The organism is Streptomyces sp. NPDC057002 (assembly GCF_042673825.1).
GTDB lineage: Bacteria > Actinomycetota > Actinomycetes > Streptomycetales > Streptomycetaceae > Streptomyces.
The window spans coordinates 867140-884842 of the sequence record NZ_JBHURZ010000001.1; the positions used below are offsets into that span (position 1 = coordinate 867140).

Here is a 17703-nt window from a genome sequence, read left to right on the forward strand (position 1 = left end):
ATCTCCTACGCCGCGCACTGCCCGCCACGCACCCTCATAGCCTCATTCCACGCCCCGCACACGGGGCCTACGGGCCACCACCGTGCCGCCGCGGCGTCCGCCACACCTCAACCGGTGATCTCGCCGCCCTGTGGAAGGGCCTGCACGAATACACCCCACGCGACCTGACCGCTCTGGACAGGCTCGGCAACCGACTGCTGCTCATGGCGGGAGCCGACGACCAGCACATCCCCGCCGCTCACACCCGGCAGATGGCAGCCCAACTCTCCGACGCTGGGCTGGAGGTCCTCCCCCGCACTACGCACGCCCTGCCCATCCGCCACCCGGCTCTCATCAGCTCTCACATCGACCGCCTCGCCGCAGAACCAGGCGGCTCGCAGCCGTGGAACCTTCCCTATCCAAGTTCCCCGCTTTCCGCACCACTTCGCTAGCTGCTGATCTAGAACAGCGCCGGGGCCACTCCGCCACGCACCAGCCACCCCTCACCGCTGCGCGGCCCCACCTCAAGACCAAGAGCTACCGGAATCCGGTCGCCCATGCTGCAAAGCCGCACGGCGCGCTGACCGGTTCTGACGCTGCAGCCCATCTTTCCGGACTGCCCTACCCCCACGCCCGCGCAGGGGCGCACGTCCGAACGCAAGGAATTAAGATTTCCACCTCCCCCACAATCCGCTGCCTCTCTCTCGGCGCCGGAATTCAGTCCAGCACCACGCTAGCCCTGTCGGCGGAAGGAATTCTCCCGAAGGTCGACTATGCGATCTTCGCGGACACCGGCTGGGAACCTGCAGCCGTATACACCCATCTTGACCGCCTGGAAAAGGAGATTGCCGGACCCGCCGGAATACCCGTGCTGCGCGTGTCCTCCGGAAACATACGCAACGACGCACTCGACCCTGGCCACAGATTTGCCTCCATGCCGCTCCACATTCTGAATCGGGACGGCAAGGCAGGAATGACCAGAAGGCAATGCGCCGGCGAATATAAGGTAAAGCCGATCAAGCAGAAGGTTCGCGAACTGCTCGGGTACCCCTATCCGGCCCGCATCCCGAAGGGGGTGTTCGTCGAACAGTGGGTAGGAATCTCCACGGATGAATTCCACCGCGCGAAGGACGCCGACGTCAAGTACATGCGCAACCGGCATCCCCTTCTGGACATATCCTGGAGCAGGGCCGACTGCGTGCGATACCTGGCCTCGCTCGGTCTCGCGGATACGCCGAAGTCGAGTTGCCTGGGATGCCCGTTCCACGGAAATGCGCAGTGGAGGCATATCAGGGACACCTCTCCGTCCGAGTGGGCGGACGTCGTCGAATTCGACGCGGCCATCCGGCAGGGCAATGCACGCGCCAACGCATCGGGCAGCAGACTGCTCGGCCAGGCGTTCCTGCACCGCTCCCGTGTCCCGCTGAGCCAGGCGCCGATCGACCACGTCACCGCAGCCGAGCGGGCCGCCCTGCGCATCAGCGCGGACGAGGCAGACGCACTGGAGAACGGCGTCGAGGACGGCTGCTCTCCCTGGGCGTGCCGCGGCGACGCCGACGCGCTGACGCAGGACGACTTCGGGCTGGCCACGTGATACTCGACCTCTTCGCGGGGCCGGGCGGCTGGAGCAGGGCACTGCACGTCCTCGGCGTGCGCGACGTCGGGCTGGAATGGGACCAGTGGGCGTGCAAGACCCGTGCCGCGGCTGGGCAGTTGACCATCCAGACCGACGTGGCGATGTATCCGACCTGGCACTTCACCGGCCGCACCCGCGGTGTGATCGCCTCACCGCCGTGCCAGGCATGGAGCATGGCCGGCAAGCGCCTCGGCCTGCTCGACCAGCCGCTGGTGCACGCGGCGGTCGAGGACCTGGCCGCCGGGCGCGACACCCGCGAACGCCTCCTGGCCGCCTGCCGTGACGAGCGCTCCCTGCTCGCCGCCGAGCCAATGCGCTACCTCTACGCCCTGAACACGGCCGGCGAGCCCGACTGGGTCGCCATGGAAGAAGTACCCGACGCACTGCCCCTGTGGAAGCAGTACGCGGCCATCTTGCGCGGGTGGGGGTTCTCCGTCTGGTCCGGGATCCTCAACGCCGCCGACTTCGGCGTCCCCCAGACCCGGAAGCGAGCGATCCTCCTGGCCTCCCGCGTCCGGACTGCGCAACCACCCACGCCCACGCACGCCCAACTCGCCGAGCCTGAATCACTGTTCGGCCCGGGCCGCACCCGCTGGGTCAGCATGGCCGAAGCCCTGGGATGGGGCGCGACCGACCGCCCCGTCCCCACCGTCTGCGCGGGCGGCGGCCCCGGCGGCGGACCCGAACCGTTCCCGTCGGGCTCCCGCAAAACGCTGTCCGACGCCCGGGAGCGCGGCACCTGGATGCCCCGCCCGGACGAAGTAGGCCAGCAGTCCCGCCACGAAGGCACGGGGTGGGCAGCCCGGCACGGCACCCGCGAGAACCGAGCCGCCGACGCTCCAGCGCCGACGTTCACCGCCGAGGCCCACCGCTGGTCCTGGTCCCTGCGCAACAACAACCAGGCCAACGCCACCGTCCGTCCCCTGTCCGAGCCGGCCGGCACGCTGTTCTTCGGGCACCGCGCTAACGAGTGCACCTGGGTCGCCGAGCCCACCGCACCTCCGGCCGAGGACGCCGACACGCTGGCCGTTCCAGAGCCGACCCGGATCACCGCCCGCGAAGCCGGCCTCCTGCAGACCTTCCCCGCCGACTACCCCTGGGCCGGCAACAAGGGCCAGCAGTTCTCCCAGATCGGCAACGCCGTACCGCCGCTCCTCGCCGGCCACCTCCTCGCCCCGCACCTCGGCCTCACCCTCGACCCCGACGACTTCACCCTCGCCGCCTGATGCCCCACGCCCCCGAACCCGATCAAGACGACCTCGACACCATCGCACCGCCCCAGCCCGTGTTCCACGTCGAGCAGGCCCTCCTCGGTGCCCTCCTCCTCGACCCGCACCGTCTGGACGACGTGAGCGGCATCGCCGCCGACTCCTTCTCCACCGCCGCGCACGCCGCCCTGTACTGCGCGATCACCACCCTGCCTCGGCCCGACCCCGCCCAGCACGCGAAAAACACCCAGTGGCTCGACCACGTGCTCGCCACGAGCCGGGAGCAGGCGCGCGGACTGACCGCCTCCTACCTGCACACCCTCGTCCAAGTCTGCCCCTGGCCCTGCCACGCCCCCGCCTACGCCCGGATGGTCGAGGCCGAACACGCCCGCCGCCGCCTGCAGACGGCCGCCGAACGCCTCGTCCACGCCGTCCACGACGCCTCCCTCCCCCACCCCGTACAGACGGCGCTCGCCGAGGCCGACGCACTCGCCGCTGTCGTGGACGACATCGCCAACCGCTTCCCGCCACGCGCAGGCGCACTGCCCCGCACCACGGCACCACCACCTCCCGCCGCGCCCGACCCCACAGAGGCAGTCGAGGAGGAGCAGATCCTCCTCGCCACCGCCACGGCCTACCCCTCCGACATCGACGCCGCACGGTGGCTGCTCCCCGACGACCTCACCCTGCCCCTGCACGCCGGCCTGTGGCAGTGCCTGACCACCCTGGCCCGCCGCCACGAGCCCGTCGACCCCGTCACCGTCCTGTGGGAAGCCCAGCAGCGCGGCCTGCTGGACCACGGCAGTGAACCCGGTGAGGTCCTCGGCATACTGGCCGAACCCGCCGGCTCCGTCGAGTACTGGGGCGAGCGCGCCCTGCAGCGCTCCCTTCTGGCCACGGCCGAGCACACCGGCCGACGCATCAAGGCATACGCCGGCGACCCAGCGAACACCCCGTTCCAGCTCGTCGTCGGCGCCCGCCGCGCCCTCGCCGACATCGCCGCCGTCCGCACCCGCTGGCAGCACACCACCGAACCCCTTAGTTGCCCGCCCCCACGCCGGCGAGCGGCGCCCACCACCCGCGCCGGCCCGCCAACCACCACTGCCGCACACGCCGCCCGGACCACACGAGCAACCCGATAGCCCCCGCGCACACCGGTGGCCGGACCCCAAGGCCCGGCCACCGGCACAAGAGACGAGACTTCCACGTGACTACCGCCGTCGACGCCCAGGTCCGCCTCGACACCCACCCCACTCACCCGAGCGCCGTGCAGGCCGCCCTAACCGGCAGCCAAGCCCGCGTCGCTCTCAGGGCTCTGGAGGCTGCCGACTGGACCGTCGCCGCCACCAACGTCCTGGTCCTGGCCCGCATCGATCACGAGGAGCCCTACTGGGCCGCCGACGCCGCCAAGCACCTGACCGCTGAAGGCATCACCGTCGAGATCACCCCTCGGCTCCAAGAAGCCATCGACGAGGAATGGACCTGGGCGAACTACCCGATGTCCTGGTGCACGCGCAGCGAAATCCGCGAGGTCTCCAACCAGGCGCAGAAGATCCACGACGACATTCGCCACGGCCAGCTCCTCATCCACGCCTACGCCCACGACGGCCACACCACCGTCGCGGTCGGCACCTACCTCCACCTGGGCGGCAAGTCCGTCTACCTACACGGCGAGGACCACATGCGCCAGATCGCCGACACCTTCGACTCACCCGCCCAAGCCTTGCTCGCCTTCGAGAAGGTCCACGCAGCCGAGATGCGCCCCGGCCCAGCTCCCCTGACCGATACCGAACGCGCCGCCATCGAAGCGCGCTCCGTCTTCGACGTCACCGCGGCAAAGTCCGAACCCTTGCGCCCGGAGCCGGAGACCGTCCCCGTCTACCTGGCCGATGCCGGCGACCACGACGCGCTTCTCGACACCTTCCTCGACGCGCACGGCGAGTTCGAGAAGTGGCGGACCTGGTCGGATGACACCACCCACGCCATCCACGAGTCGCAGACACTGCGCATCGAGCGCGTCCACGAAACCGCCGCCCACGAGACCGCCTGGACCGTAGCCGCCTATGAGACACCCGTCTCCGACCGCATGTGGGTCCTCACCGCGACCGGCGCCACGCCCGCCCCCGTGCTGCAGGATCTGCTCACCCACCTCGCCGACGGCGACGGCTGGGACACAGCCATCAGCACCCCGGTGGACGAGAAGATGGTCACCGCCGCCACCGAGCCGCTCTCCGGCACCGGATGGCAGCACACCGTGGACGGGCGATGGATCCGCTGGACGTCCCCTGACGGGGACGCGGGCGTCCACTTCGACGCCTTCGCCGCACAGCACCCGAATCAGAACCTGGCCACCTGGACCATCTGGTCCGGACCCGGTCCGGACCGGCCCATTTGGGCCATCACCGCGTCCCCGCACACCCCGAGTTCGCTGCTGACGGGTCTCTCCGAGTCCCTCGCGCACGAGACCGGCACGCGACAGGCCCAGCCGGGCCGCGAGCACAAGACCCGCCTCGCCACCAGTGCACCGGCAGCTCCGGCGGTCACGGCCGGTCGCCCCGCCAGTCGTTCACGCTGATCATCCGCCCCCGCGAGCGGGGCAAGCGGTGCACAATCCGGGCGACGTGCTGCTGGATGTGACGTTCGCCGTCGCTTGGGCTGGGTCTGCCTGGCCGACGTTCGGGTCGCCGCGGGCCGAGCAGGCGGTGTTCGGGCCGGGGGCCTCCGACCCGATCGTCTCCCGGCTCATCGGCCCACCCGCCGCCGGCGGCAAGCGCTCCCTGGTAGCGATCAGGACCGCACGACCGAACTATGCCAACACGTCTGAACGTTGGCCGACGAGGCAGTGCCGGACGCGGACACACCGGATGCGTACCCTCCCGCAGCCTGCGCCAGCAGTCATGCCCGAGCCGAAGCCCAGGTCCTGCCGCAGGTACTTCCCTTGGACAGCGTGGGCCAGGGGTTGCTAGATCAGAAACGAGGAGAGTTCGACGACGGTGATGTCGGACGGTGCGCCTACCCGGGTCGGAGGTCCCCAGGCGCCCGCGCCGCGGCTGACGTACAGCTGGGAGTCGCCATAGCGTTCGAGGCCGGCGACGGTAGGGTTCTCCTCCGCGGCGATGAGGTTGCCGGGCCAGAGCTGGCCGCCGTGACTGTGGCCGGACAGCTGGAGATCGACTCCGTGCTTGACGGCTTCGTGGATCTGTACGGGCTGGTGGGCAAGGAGGACGGCGGCTCGGGAGGGGTCCCGGTCGCCGAGGGCCTTGGTGTAGTCGGGTCCCTGGCCCTCGTCCTCGCCCGTCAGGTCGTTGACGCCTGCGAGGTCGAAGCCCGGCATCTCCGTGCGTGCGTTCTCCAACGGGTGCAGCCCCAACCTCCGTACTTCCTCCACCCATTGCTCGGCGCCGGAGATGTACTCGTGATTGCCCGTGACGAAATATGAGCCGTGGCGGGCCCGCAGTTGAGCCAGCGGCGCGGCTGCCGGTCCCAGGTCTTTCACGCTGCCGTCGACCAGGTCGCCGACCACCGCGATCAAGTCGGGCTGAGTGGCGTTGATGGTGTCGACGACTGTCTGGGCGAAGCTCCGGCCCAGGATCGGACCAAGGTGGATGTCACTGACAACGGCGATTCGGAAACCGTGGGCGGAGCGGGGCAGTTTTGCCAGCGGGATGCTGAGGCGCTTCACCCTGGGACCGCGGAGCACGCTGTAAGTGCCGTAGCCGACGGTTCCGACGGCGACCGCAGCGGCGGTGCCTGCGACGGCGCGGGAGACGAACTGACGGCGTGACGGCGCGGTGTGCGGACGCGCCCCCAGCGTATCGGACTCGGCCGTGCCCGCCAGCCTATCGGAATCAGATCGATCCACCCTCGCAGGCGAGGGTTCGTCCACCAGCGCGGGTTCCCCTGCCTGGCCCGCGCCGTCCGCGCCCGTCCCCGCGTCCCGCCGCGCGATCCAGCGCCGAAGTAGCGGGCGCACTGCCTCGCCCACCAGCAGCCCGAGCATCAGATAGAGGAACGTCGCCAACCACAGGTAGCCGGGCCAGGCCAGGATCTGTTCGAGGCGGAACGGCGCGCCCATGACGGAGGCCCCCAGGGTGGCCGCCGTGAGCAGCGGACCGGCCACGAAAACCACGTTTCCGGCACGGCGGAGGACCGACCCCTTGGCTGTCGTGTCGCCTACGCTGCGGCGCCACGCGTACCAGTGGAGCGCGCCGAACGCCGCCAGTATGGCGACTACGAGGATGATGACCACGGAAAAGCCGACCTTCTTTCGGGGGTTCAGGGCGCTGTGCTGTTGAACGAGGAGGAGAAGTCGGCCCGGCCCTTCTGGTGCTTGGCGTCGCCCCTGGACGTCGATCGCATCGTGACTCTTGGCTGACCACGGAAACTGTGTGAGAGCGGGCGCCGGCAAGGAGTGCGACAGAGGGCAGGGGCCCACTTGCCTCTGGAATGGTTCGTCACGCCACAGCCCTGCGGGAGCGGGCGGTTGCCGCTCGGGAGGGCGATTTCGGCGGCAGCCAAAGGGGTAGGGAGCGCCGCCATCTGGTCCTCTAGGCCAGGGACACAGATCGCTTCGCCCAGCCGCGCACCGGCCAGACTGGCTTGGGCCACAACCTCCACGGTCATGGCAGAGGCAATGTGACATGCCTGAGCGTCGACGAAACACACGCGGGCGGACCGTCTGGATGCTTAGGCCGGTGTCGACGAAGCCTAGGACGAGACGGGCGAAGGCCATCTCGGAAGCCGTCGCCGCCTCGTACAGGGTGCGGGGCGGCATATCCGCGTCGGCCACTCCGGCGCTCAAGGCCGGCAGTGAAGCAGCAGGAGCGACGGTGCCCTCGCCGACGGCCCGCATGCCGGGAAGGGCGGCGGGGACGAGTTGGGCGGGCTCGACGGCCTACCATGGAGTCGATCTTGTCCGGAGTGGCCTCGGCAAGGAGGCCACCGCCGCCGACTCCCGCATCGCTGATCAGCAGTCGGACATCGCCGACCTTCACGCGCTTGGTCACTGCGGCGAGGCCTTCAGCCGTCCCGAGATCCGCAGCCAGGACCTGATCCCCACCATGGCACTGACCGCGCCGGGTTCGTCCGCCAGATCTGCAGGGCGATCGGGCCTCCGCGCGGCCGGCACGAGTTCGTGGTCCGGGTCGCGATGGCGGGCGCGAGCGGCACCCACGCCGGAGGAGGCGCCGGTAGTGAGTGCAAGGGTGCGAGACACGAGCCTATAATTATTCAGATGGCTGTCTAGCGTCAACATGGTTGATAGCTACCTTGTCGTACCGTCCCGGCCTGAGACAGGATGACGAGGGATCGACCGCTGCCAATACGCCGGGCAGGGGGACCTGGGCGCTGCGGCGGGCTGAGTGGGCGTGCAGGCCCACAAGGACCAGCGGCTACAGCCGCTGGGCATCCCAGCCGCACAGCGCAGGCAGCGGCCTCCCGACCCGCCCGCCCGGAGGCATTGATGCCCCGGCGGGCGGCCTCGCCCTACAGGGCAGCCTTGAGCTCGCCCTGACGCAGGCAGCGATAGAAACGTCGAGATCGTCACGCTGTCGCAGCCTCCTTCCCCGACGAGTAACGGCTGCTGCAGACCGAGCTCGTGCGGTCGCGGATCCTGGGCCGACCATGACCCGGGCCCACTGAAGATCGGTCCGATCGCCACCCTTACTGCCGTCACGCCGAACACCTAGCCCCATATCACCGGCAGTCTCGCCTGACGACACTCGACTTCAGCCCTGGGGAAGAAAGAGCTCAGCGTAGGGCCGCTTCGCGGACAGCCTCCTGCCGTCAGTGGTGAAGTCGAGGAGCGTCCGCCACATCAGCCCCACCCGGTGGTCCGCCCACACGGCTTCTACGGGGTCGATTCGGAAGAAGACCTGCTGCCCTCCCTCCGGTCCCCGGACATTCTCGAACATCCCCGAGTGGGCGGCCCACGGAAACTGCTCGCGGCTGCGCCGAGCGGCCAGAGCGATCTCGTCCGGATCGGTGACCAGAGTCGCCCGTCCCTTGACCTGAAGGGAACGGGTCTCGAAGCGATCGTCGTAACCGCCCGGCGGGAGGTGGTCGACGGCGTAGCTGACGCGCTCGTCGGCGATCATCTCCGTCCGTTTCCGGGTCCGAGCGAAGGTGTGCATGTAGACGCGCAGCCCCTCGGCTGCGATGTGCATCGTCGACGCAGACGGCGCACCGTGCGGGTCCAGGACGGCCAGTGTGGCTATCTCTTGCGTGCGGAGCAGGTCCACGATCGCCGCCTCGATCTGTTCCAGGCTCGGCTCGGTCCGCGACATTGGGGCGCCTCCAAAGGTGTCTGTGGGCCCGACTCTGGCCCTATGACCGAGGAAATAGGACAATGGTCCTCCTATGCAAGACGCATGCAGGCACCTATTCCGACAGACCGCCGACATCCAGGGCTCACCCCATGTCGACGGCCGTGGTCGTGTCGTGTTCGGCGACGAGTCGCATGAGCTCCTCCTCGTCGCGTTTGTCGAGGGCGTCGATCAGCGCGGCGTGGAGCCTGCAGCGATCCCGGACATGCTGCGCGAGCGGAACGCCCCCTTGCGGCCGAACCCCGAGTGCGTGCCGCTCGACCAGCTCCAGGAGTGCCACGTACAGCGAACACAGCAGGGCGTTGGGGGTGATGTCGGCGACCCGGGCATGCAGCCGCCAATTGGCCCGCACGAACCCGTCCGCGTCGCCCGCCTCTACCGCGCCGTCCATGCGCTCGAGATGAACCCGCAGGTCCCTGATGTCGGCCGGCGACGCGTGCCACAGCGCGTCCTGCCACAGGAGTGGCTCCAGCGCGTTGCGGATCCGCAGCGCCTCCGTCACGTCCGCCCGGGAAGCGTCAAGGGCCAGGACGGACTGCGCGAGCCGCGCCATCGGGGTCTGCTCGGCGGCGAACAGTCCGCCACCCGGGCCGCGCTGCACCGTGACCACCCCCCGCGCCTGGAGCAGTCGGAGGGTCTCGTTGAAGGTGCCGACCGATACCTCACAGCGAGCGCGGAGCTCGTCCTTGGTACCCAGTCGAGTACCGGGAGGAACTCGCGCGGCAAGTTCGGCCACGATGTCCGCTGCCGCCTCCGCGCGCGACGCGCTGGCCACCTGACCCCAGTCCGAGCGCCTCAGCGCCGGTGGGTCCGCACTCCTGCCCGCGACCACGTCCCGCTCCCCGCGCCGAGCGCCTTCGCCCTGTGCCGCCACAGCCCCTCCAACCTCCGACCAAGCACTGCCAATTCATTATGACGAATATCGTCGCACCTCTTGACGTCCTCCGAAACCCGGATGCAACATCGCCATAATCATCATGATGAATGGAGTGCCTATGGCCCCCCTCCTTGGTGAGCAGGAGTTCCGTGATCTCATGGCCGGAGTCTGCGCGCCGGTCACGATCGTCACCGCCACGGCCGAAGGCCTCCCCCACGGCACGACGGTGAGCGCCTTCTCGTCGTTGTCGCTGCGGCCCCCCATGGTCACTGTGGCCCTGGACCGGGCGTCCGGAGTCCTCTCCCGCATCACTACGACCGGGCGCTTCGGCGTCAACGTCCTCGCCCAGTCCCAGGATGACCTCGCGCTGGCGTTCGCCCGCCGCGGGGCCGATCGGTTCGCCGGTGTGGACTGGCACTTCGATCACGGTCTGCCCCGTCTGGACTCGGCAGCGGGGTGGCTGGTGTGCGAGGTGAGCGAGGTGGTGGAGGGCGGTGACCACCTGCTGCTGCTCGGCACCGTCACGCACGCCAGGACCACTCCCGCGGCGCCACTCGTCTACGGATTCCGCACGTTCGGCACGCATTCGGCCTATGCGAGCCTCACCCGCCGCGGCATCCGCGAACACGTCGCCGCCTGCGCACGCTGACCCTTCTTCCCGCTCCGGCACCACGGACCCCGTCCCGCCGACCAACAGAAAGAGCGCACCACGATGACGACCAACGAAGACCTCGTCGCCCGTGCCGTGGCCCTCCAACCGCTGCTGCGTGAGCACGCGGCCGCCACCGAGACCGACCGCCGGGTGCCGGACCCGGTGATCGACGCCATCGCCGAAGCCGGACTGTTCAAGCTCGCCACTCCCCAGCGGTACGGCGGCCACCAGACGTCCATGCGCACCATGCTCGACGTGTCGGCCGCACTGGCCGAGGGCGACGGCTCCACGTCCTGGGTCGTCACCCTCGTCAACGTGTGCAACTGGCTCACCAGCCTGTTCCCGTCCAAGGCCCAGGACGACGTGTTCGGCGCCAACCCGGACGCCCGCGTCACCGGAGTTCTCAGCCCCACCTCCACTGCCACCAAGGTCGACGGCGGCTGGCAGGTGTCGGGCCGCTGGTACTACAACTCCGGCTCCCCGCACTCCGACTGGGCCGTACTCGGCGTACCCCTCACGGACGAGGACGGCACCGTGGTCGACCAGGGCCTGGTCCTCGCGCCCCGCACCGACCTGTCCCTCGAGGACACCTGGTTCGTGGCCGGCATGAAGGGCACCGCGAGCAACTGCCTCATCGCCGAGGACATCTTCATACCCGAGCACCGCGTCATGTCGGTACCCGCCGCCATCGAGGGCACATACCCGACGGAGCACACCGACGAGGTCCTGTCCCGCTCGGCCTTCGTGCCGATCCTCGCCCTCGTCCTGGCCGGCCCCCAACTCGGCCTGGGACGTGCGGCGTTGAAGTACGTCACGGAGAAAGCGACCCGCAAGCCGATCTCGTACACCTTCTACGAGACCCAGGCCGAGTCGGTCGCCGTGCAGATGCAGATCGCCGAGGCCGCCCTGCGGATCGACACCGCCACCCTGCACGCCGAACGCGCCGCCTCGTCGATCGACCGGGCAGCACAGAACGGCACCTACCTCGACTTCACCGAGCGAGCCCGCGTGCGCGCGGACACCGGCTGGGCCATCCAGAACGTCCTCGAAGCCATCAACACCCTCGTCAGCGTGCACGGTGCCGCTTCCTTCGCCGAGGTCAACCCGCTGCAGCGGATCTGGCGTGACGCCAACACCGCCGGCCGCCACGCGGTTGCCGCCCCGACGGTCGCGATCGAGGTCTACGGCAAAGCCCTGCTCGGCATCGAGGAGAAGATCACCCCCCTGGTCTGACCGCCTCACCCTCACCTCACTCAAGGAGCAGCACGTGCGTACCGCCAATCTGTCCGGGCGTCTCGTCATCGTCACGGACGACGACACCGCCGTCGATGTCGAGGAGGCCAGCGACGGCCGGTTCGGACCCGATCCTCAGAGCGTCTACGAGCACTGGACCGCATTCCGCGTCTGGGCCGCGAACGCCGACCTCTCCACGGGACGCCCCTTCGCCGGCACGGACCTGGGCTCACCCGCCCCGGCACCGCGGCAGGTGCTCGCCGTAGGTCTCAACTACCGAGCGCACGCGGACGAGTCAGGCTTCGGGGTTCCGGACACGCTGCCACCCACGTTCACCAAGTACGTCTCCAGCATCACCGGGCCCGTGACCGACGTACGGCTCCCGAAGGACGGACACACGGACTGGGAGGTCGAACTCGTCGCCGTCATCGGCGAACCGGCCCACCAGGTGAGCGAGGACGACGCCTGGCTGCACGTCGCCGGGCTCACCGTCGGCCAGGACATTTCCGAGCGCATCACGCAACTCTCCGGGCCCGCACCCCAGTTCGGCCTGGGTAAGTCCTTCCCCGGATTTACCCCGATGGGGCCCTACCTGGTCACGCCGGACGCTCTGGCCGACAACGACGACCTCGAACTGGGCTGCTCCATCAACGGCGAAGAGGTTCAGAAGGGCCGCACCCGCGACCTCATCTTCTCCGTACCCGCGCTCATCGCCCGCCTGTCCGCCGTCCTGCCGCTGCTGCCTGGCGACGTCATCTTCACCGGCACCCCAGCGGGCGTGGGGATGGGACGCACCCCGCAGCGCTGGCTCGCCGACGGCGACGTCCTCGTCAGCTACGTCGAGGGCATCGGCGAGCTCCGCCAGACCTTCCACGCCTGAGCCCGGTCCCACCCCAGCAATCGCGTACTTCCCGCGTCCAGGAGTTCCGAATGGCTTTGCACCGTCTGTCCTCGATCGTCATGGGAGTCCCCAATACCGCCGAGACGGCCTCTTACTACACCGACTTCGGCCTCAGCCCGGAGTCGGACGGCTGGTTCAGCACACGTGACGGCGGACGCCAACTCCGCGTCGTCCACGCCCCCACACGCCGCCTCGTCGAGATCGTCATAGGTGTCGACACCCCCGACGACCTCGCCGCGGCCGCCGCCCGGCTCGACCGGCTCGGCATCCACGCCCAGCAGGAGGCCGACACCCTCACCGCCTACGAGAAGATCACCGGCGTCCGCGCCGTTCTGCGGATCGAACCCCGAGTCGAGCAGCCGAAGACCCCGCCCACCCCCTACAACGGTCCCGGCCGCGCCGAACGCGTCGGAACCCGCGCACCCGGCATCCTGCGCGACCAACCGGTCCGGCCGCGGAAGCTGGGGCACGCAGTCCTGGGGACCACCGACTTCGAGGCCACCACGGGATTCTTCCGCGAGGGACTCGGTTTCAAGGTCTCCGACCTGATGGGAGACATCGGCGCGTTCATGCGCTGCTCGACCGACCACCACAACGTCCTCGTGCTCTCCGCGCCGGTGGCGTTCCTGCACCACACCTCCTGGCAGGTCGACGACGTGGACGAGGTGGGCCGCGGCGCCGCGGCCATGCTCGAGGACCACCCCGAACGGCATGTGTGGGGCCTGGGCCGACACCACGCCGGCTCCAACTTCTTCTGGTATCTCAAGGACCCCGCCGGCAACTTCTCCGAGTACTACTCCGACCTTGACTGCATCCTCGACGACCAGTTGTGGAAGCCGGAGGTCTTCCAAGGCGCCAAGGGCCTGTTCAACTGGGGGCCGCCCCCGCCGCCCTCGTTCATCAAGCCCGACGACCTGGCCGGGCTGATGACCGGCTCACACAGCAACTGACCCTACGTCCCAGTGGAGTTCACGTGATAGAGCTCAGAGATCTCGACACCTCGGCACCGTTCCTCACGCAGCTCCAGGGCCTGGACGACGGACAGCCCATCACCTTCGTCAACACCTTCATCACCCCCGAAGGGCAGATCGACAAGGTCATCGACGTCTGGCGCCAGGACTCCCTGATCATGAAGGCTCAGCCCGGCTTCGTCTCCGCCCAGCTCTACCGCGGCACCGGGGACAGCCGCGTCCTGACGAATGTAGCCGTCTGGGAGACCCTGACCTCCCTCAAGAACGCGTTCCTGCGCGAGGAATTCCAGAACACCCTGCCGCTCTACCCGGACGGCACACTCTGTCACCCGCTCGTCGTGCGCGCGGCGTCGGTACCCGGAGTATGCGTCGCATGACTTACAACGTCCGCGACACCTATACCTCTTCGACATCCTGATTGCCCGCCGGTGGCATAAGGCGAGATCATCGAGTGTCGGCTCCGGCACACTCAATACACGAGACCTGGCCTGGCTTCATCAGGACTCAGCTACACCGCGTAGTACGTCTTCGTAGCGTGACCGCGGCGTTCGGACGGCGGCACAAGCACCACCCGGACGCCGCACTTCGTGAGCCCGCGCATCGAGCCCTTCTCAACTCCACCGCACGAAGACAGCCCGATTTCGCCAGCCGGCGATCACGGTCACCGGCAGCGATTCCAGGTCTCGCAGCACATTGTTGAAGTGACGGACCGGCTTGCCCGCCTCGACTCGGGCGATCCTGCCGAGCAGCGCTCGCAGGATCGCCTCCCCCCTCCAGGCGCGCCTGGTTCTGGGAGTGAGTCTTGCCCCCACGTACGGGCTTGGGTTCTAGAGGTGGTCGCAACACCATGCCCTGAGGGGTGTTGCATTGACCAAGCCGCGGCGGACCTATAAGAAGCGTGGACCTGCCCCGTTGGCGGAGAAGCGTGACCAATACCGTCGGCTTATGGCGCAGGGATTGAGCAACTCGGCCGCGTGCCGAGGGGTGGGCATCAACCGCAAGACGGGGAACCGGTGGAGGTACGGACGGAAGGTCGTCGACCGGTCCGGCCGTGAGCACGTCTACCTCCCCGTCACCGAGGAGCGGGACTCCGGCGCGGGCTCGCCGGGGTTCCTGTCGGAGGACGAGCGGATCGTCATCGCCGACCTGCTGCGGGCCAGGAAGTGTTTGCGCGCCATCGCCCGCGAGCTCGGCCGGGACCCGGCCACGATCAGCCGCGAGGTGCGCCGCAACCGCGATCCGCGCACCGGCAAGTACCACCCGTTCCAGGCCCAGCGGCGAGCCGCCGTGCGCCGCGCCCGCTCCAAGGAAGGCAAGATAGGCCGCGATCCGGAGCTGAAGGAGTTCATCCAGCAGCACCTCGACCGGCGCTGGAGTCCGGAGCAGATGAGCCAGGTCCTGCGCTCGGCCTTCCCGGATGAGCCGGACCGCCACCTGGCCCACGAGACCATCTACCAGGCGATCTACCTGACGCACCGCGGCAGCGTGGAACGCACGCCCGGTGTGCTGCGCACCGGTCGTCGTGCCCGACGCCGCAGGCGCCGCCTCGACCAGCGCACCACCCGGTTCGTCTACCCCGGCGAGTCGGTAGGCCAGCGCCCGGCCGAGGTCGCTGACAGCCTGGTCGCGGGACATTGGGAGGGCGACCTCATCGTCGGCCAGGGCAACCGGTCGGCCATCGGCGGCACCTTGGTCGACCGCACCACCCGCTACGTCAAGCTCCTGCACCTGCCCGACGGCCGTACCGCCGAGCACGTCCGTGACGCCCTCGTGCACACCTTCGCCGGCCTGCCCGCCCCCGCAGCGCGGCAGCGCAGGCACATCTCGCTGACCGGTTCGTCGTCCTCGTTGAGATGCAGAAGCTGGGGTGCGGCCTGCTCACACATCCCGTGGCCCTCGCACCGGACCCTGGCGGCCAACAGCCGGCCTGCTTCCCGTTGCCCCATCGCAACTCCCCGCACAGCCCGTTCCGGCGCCGGCGCATGCCCTGAATCTGAATCACTTCGAAAGCCACGATCAGGTGACCTAAGATCAATGCGTGCGTCGTATAAAACAGGACACCGTCAGTGAGCCCTTTCCATCTTGATCAGGTGGCGAGTTCGAGGGCGACGACGGCACGGACGGCGGCTGTGATCCGGGGGGTGCTGCAGCGGAGCTTCCGCAGGAGCCGCCAGGACTTGAGTATGGCCATGGCGCGTTCGCCGAGGCTGCGAATCTTGGCGTGATCGCGGTTGTGGTGTCGGCGCCAGCCGCGGAGGTGCTTGCCACGGATCGGGACACGGAGCGCAGGGCCGGCGCCCTGGTACGCCTTGTCGGCCCAGCACTTGATGTCGTCTACGGCGAGGGCGGCGGGTATGCCGTGGTTCCGGGCCGCGGTCAGGTCGTGTGTGGCTCCCGGCAGTGCGTCCGAGGCCCAGATCAGACGCCCGGCGGGATCGGCGAGGACTTGCACGTTCATCCCGTGGTGCTTCTTCTTCCCGGAGTAGTACGGCTGGTCGGCGGCGATACGGTCGATGGGTAGCACGGTGCCGTCGAGGATCACGTATGCCTTCTTCCGGACGGTCGTCATGGCCTGTTGCAGCGTGGGCGCGAGGGCGGCCAGTAGGTCGACGGCCTCGCGTATGTAGCGGTAGGCCGTGGCGATCCCGATGCGGAAGCCCGCGGCAAGGCGGGCGTAGGTGTCGCCGCAGCGTAGGTGGGCCAGGACGAGCAGGGCCTGCCGACCGCAGGTCAGGCGACGCCAGCGCGAACCGATCCGACGACGGTGACCTGCGAGAAGACCGGAAAGATGCCGCAGAGTGCGGCTGGACAGATCGATGCCGGACGGGTAGACAAGCAGCGAAAGCTCCTGGCGGACTGGTGATCTTGGTCGTGAACCCGTGAGCCTCTTCCAACCTGAAGTGCCATCTCAGGGAACTCAGCTGACGCGGGCTGAACCCTGATGAACCTCCGTGGACGGTCTCGCCATAGGGAGTCGCCATCACACACCCCGTCCGGTTGTGTTGATGTGCGCCAGACCCTCTGGCAGGGTGCGGACATCAAACGGGGAGGGACCCATGCTGAAGCAAGTCGCCGAGGGTGTGCTGATCCACCAGAGTGAGTTGCTCGAGAACAACACCGTTGTCGTGCAGGGCAGGGACGGCGTGCTACTCGTAGACGCCGGGATTACCGGTGCCGAAATGACCTGCCTGGCGAACGACCTTCGAGAGCTGGGCCGGCCCGCGGTGGCAGGGTTCTCGACGCATCCTGATTGGGATCACGTGCTCTGGCACGCCGAACTCGGCGAAGCGCCCCGTTACGGAACAGCCCGCTGCGCGGACTTTATGCAGGATGTGTTGTCGAACGCGGACTGGAAGGCCGGCGTCGCCGAGGGGCTGCCGCCGGAAATCGCCGAGGACACACCGCTCGACCTGTACGGCCTGATCACTGGTCTGCCTGCTGAAACCGCGCAGCTTCCCTGGGACGGCCCCAAGGTGCGGATCATCGAGCATCCGGCACATGCCCCGGGCCATGCGGCCCTGTTGATCGAAGAACGCCGAGTTCTCATCGCTGGCGACATGCTCTCCGACGTCTTCGTTCCCATGCTCGACGACACCGATAACCCGATTGAGGACTACCTCGTCGGGCTGGGGCTGCTTGAGGGAGTAGCGGACGACGTCGATGTCCTCATCCCCGGACATGGGTCCGTCGCCAGGGATGAGGAGGTACGCGCAAGGATCAAACTGGATCGAGCGTACGTGGAGGACCTACGTGACGCCCGGGTTTCCAGCGACCCACGGGTCGTATCGCCCAAACCCGGCTGGGAGTGGGCAAGCGACATTCACGAAGGACAGGCCCGAAACCTCGCCCGACGAAGCAAGCGCGAAAGGACGCCCGACCAGAGAGCTGCTTCCGCCACAAGACGCCCCTGCCAGTGAGCCTCT

Annotated in this window: 17 protein-coding genes; 11 read left to right on the forward strand and 6 right to left on the reverse strand. The window is 68.7% G+C overall.

Translation table 11 applies throughout. The features are described 5' to 3' along the window. Nucleotides 1-107: 107 nt before the first annotated feature. Nucleotides 108-323: a hypothetical protein gene (locus tag ACFT32_RS03895; RefSeq protein ID WP_382485500.1), complete on the reverse strand. Its 216-nt coding sequence runs from the start codon at nucleotides 321-323 to the stop codon at nucleotides 108-110. A 371-nt stretch (nucleotides 324-694) separates the two neighbouring features. Between ACFT32_RS03895 and ACFT32_RS03900 the strand changes: the two genes are divergently transcribed. The 4 genes from ACFT32_RS03900 to ACFT32_RS03915 all read left to right on the forward strand — a co-directional run bounded on the left by ACFT32_RS03900 (nucleotide 695) and on the right by ACFT32_RS03915 (nucleotide 5398). Beyond that, complete coding sequence (locus ACFT32_RS03900; RefSeq protein WP_382487024.1) at nucleotides 695-1573, forward strand: hypothetical protein; 879 nt, start codon at nucleotides 695-697, stop codon at nucleotides 1571-1573. After that, a complete protein-coding gene (locus tag ACFT32_RS03905) occupies nucleotides 1570-2841 on the forward strand; it encodes a DNA cytosine methyltransferase (RefSeq protein WP_382485502.1) in 1272 nt (423 codons plus the stop codon). The genes ACFT32_RS03900 and ACFT32_RS03905 overlap by 4 nt, the downstream gene beginning before the upstream one ends. Next, complete coding sequence (locus ACFT32_RS03910) at nucleotides 2841-3965, forward strand: DnaB-like helicase N-terminal domain-containing protein (protein ID WP_382485504.1); 1125 nt, start codon at nucleotides 2841-2843, stop codon at nucleotides 3963-3965. Before ACFT32_RS03905 ends, ACFT32_RS03910 begins: the two co-directional genes overlap by 1 nt. 65 nt (nucleotides 3966-4030) lie before the next feature. Continuing rightward, a complete protein-coding gene (locus ACFT32_RS03915; protein WP_382485506.1) occupies nucleotides 4031-5398 on the forward strand; it encodes a DUF317 domain-containing protein in 1368 nt (455 codons plus the stop codon). Nucleotides 5399-5785: 387 nt separating this feature from the next. Here ACFT32_RS03915 and ACFT32_RS03920 read toward each other — a convergent pair whose 3' ends face one another. The 4 genes from ACFT32_RS03920 to ACFT32_RS03935 form a co-directional block, all read right to left on the reverse strand. Continuing rightward, nucleotides 5786-7072: a metallophosphoesterase gene (locus tag ACFT32_RS03920; protein ID WP_382485509.1), complete on the reverse strand. Its 1287-nt coding sequence runs from the start codon at nucleotides 7070-7072 to the stop codon at nucleotides 5786-5788. A gap of 753 nt (nucleotides 7073-7825) precedes the next feature. Beyond that, entirely contained in the window at nucleotides 7826-8038 is a 213-nt protein-coding gene (locus ACFT32_RS03925; protein WP_382485512.1) for a hypothetical protein, read from the reverse strand. 511 nt (nucleotides 8039-8549) lie between these two features. After that, nucleotides 8550-9107, reverse strand: a complete 558-nt coding sequence (locus ACFT32_RS03930; protein ID WP_382485514.1) for a pyridoxamine 5'-phosphate oxidase family protein — start codon at nucleotides 9105-9107, stop codon at nucleotides 8550-8552. 124 nt (nucleotides 9108-9231) lie between these two features. Then, a complete protein-coding gene (locus ACFT32_RS03935) occupies nucleotides 9232-9921 on the reverse strand; it encodes a FadR/GntR family transcriptional regulator (RefSeq protein ID WP_382485516.1) in 690 nt (229 codons plus the stop codon). A gap of 220 nt (nucleotides 9922-10141) precedes the next feature. Here ACFT32_RS03935 and ACFT32_RS03940 point away from each other — a divergent pair, with 220 nt between their 5' ends. The 6 genes from ACFT32_RS03940 (at nucleotide 10142) to ACFT32_RS03965 (ending at nucleotide 15850) form a co-directional block, all read left to right on the forward strand. Beyond that, nucleotides 10142-10672, forward strand: coding sequence for a flavin reductase family protein (locus tag ACFT32_RS03940; protein WP_382485518.1), 531 nt, complete (start codon nucleotides 10142-10144; stop codon nucleotides 10670-10672). Between the two features lie 63 nt (nucleotides 10673-10735). Next, nucleotides 10736-11908 (forward strand): acyl-CoA dehydrogenase family protein, encoded by a 1173-nt coding sequence (locus ACFT32_RS03945; protein WP_382485520.1) that lies wholly within the window; start codon nucleotides 10736-10738, stop codon nucleotides 11906-11908. A gap of 34 nt (nucleotides 11909-11942) precedes the next feature. After that, nucleotides 11943-12788 carry a fumarylacetoacetate hydrolase family protein gene (locus tag ACFT32_RS03950; RefSeq protein ID WP_382485522.1) on the forward strand — a complete coding sequence of 282 codons (846 nt, stop codon included), beginning with the start codon at nucleotides 11943-11945 and terminating at the stop codon, nucleotides 12786-12788. A 50-nt stretch (nucleotides 12789-12838) separates the two neighbouring features. Next, nucleotides 12839-13759: a VOC family protein gene (locus ACFT32_RS03955; RefSeq protein ID WP_382485524.1), complete on the forward strand. Its 921-nt coding sequence runs from the start codon at nucleotides 12839-12841 to the stop codon at nucleotides 13757-13759. 23 nt (nucleotides 13760-13782) lie between these two features. Next, nucleotides 13783-14157: an antibiotic biosynthesis monooxygenase family protein gene (locus ACFT32_RS03960; protein ID WP_382485526.1), complete on the forward strand. Its 375-nt coding sequence runs from the start codon at nucleotides 13783-13785 to the stop codon at nucleotides 14155-14157. Nucleotides 14158-14725: 568 nt separating this feature from the next. Then, nucleotides 14726-15850, forward strand: coding sequence for an IS30 family transposase (locus ACFT32_RS03965; RefSeq protein ID WP_382485529.1), 1125 nt, complete (start codon nucleotides 14726-14728; stop codon nucleotides 15848-15850). A gap of 16 nt (nucleotides 15851-15866) precedes the next feature. Here ACFT32_RS03965 and ACFT32_RS03970 read toward each other — a convergent pair whose 3' ends face one another. Continuing rightward, nucleotides 15867-16619: a transposase family protein gene (locus tag ACFT32_RS03970; RefSeq protein ID WP_382487026.1), complete on the reverse strand. Its 753-nt coding sequence runs from the start codon at nucleotides 16617-16619 to the stop codon at nucleotides 15867-15869. 217 nt (nucleotides 16620-16836) lie between these two features. Here ACFT32_RS03970 and ACFT32_RS03975 point away from each other — a divergent pair, with 217 nt between their 5' ends. Beyond that, on the forward strand, nucleotides 16837-17697 hold the full coding sequence (locus tag ACFT32_RS03975; RefSeq protein ID WP_382485532.1) for an MBL fold metallo-hydrolase: 861 nt from the start codon (nucleotides 16837-16839) through the stop codon (nucleotides 17695-17697). Nucleotides 17698-17703 lie beyond the last annotated feature (6 nt).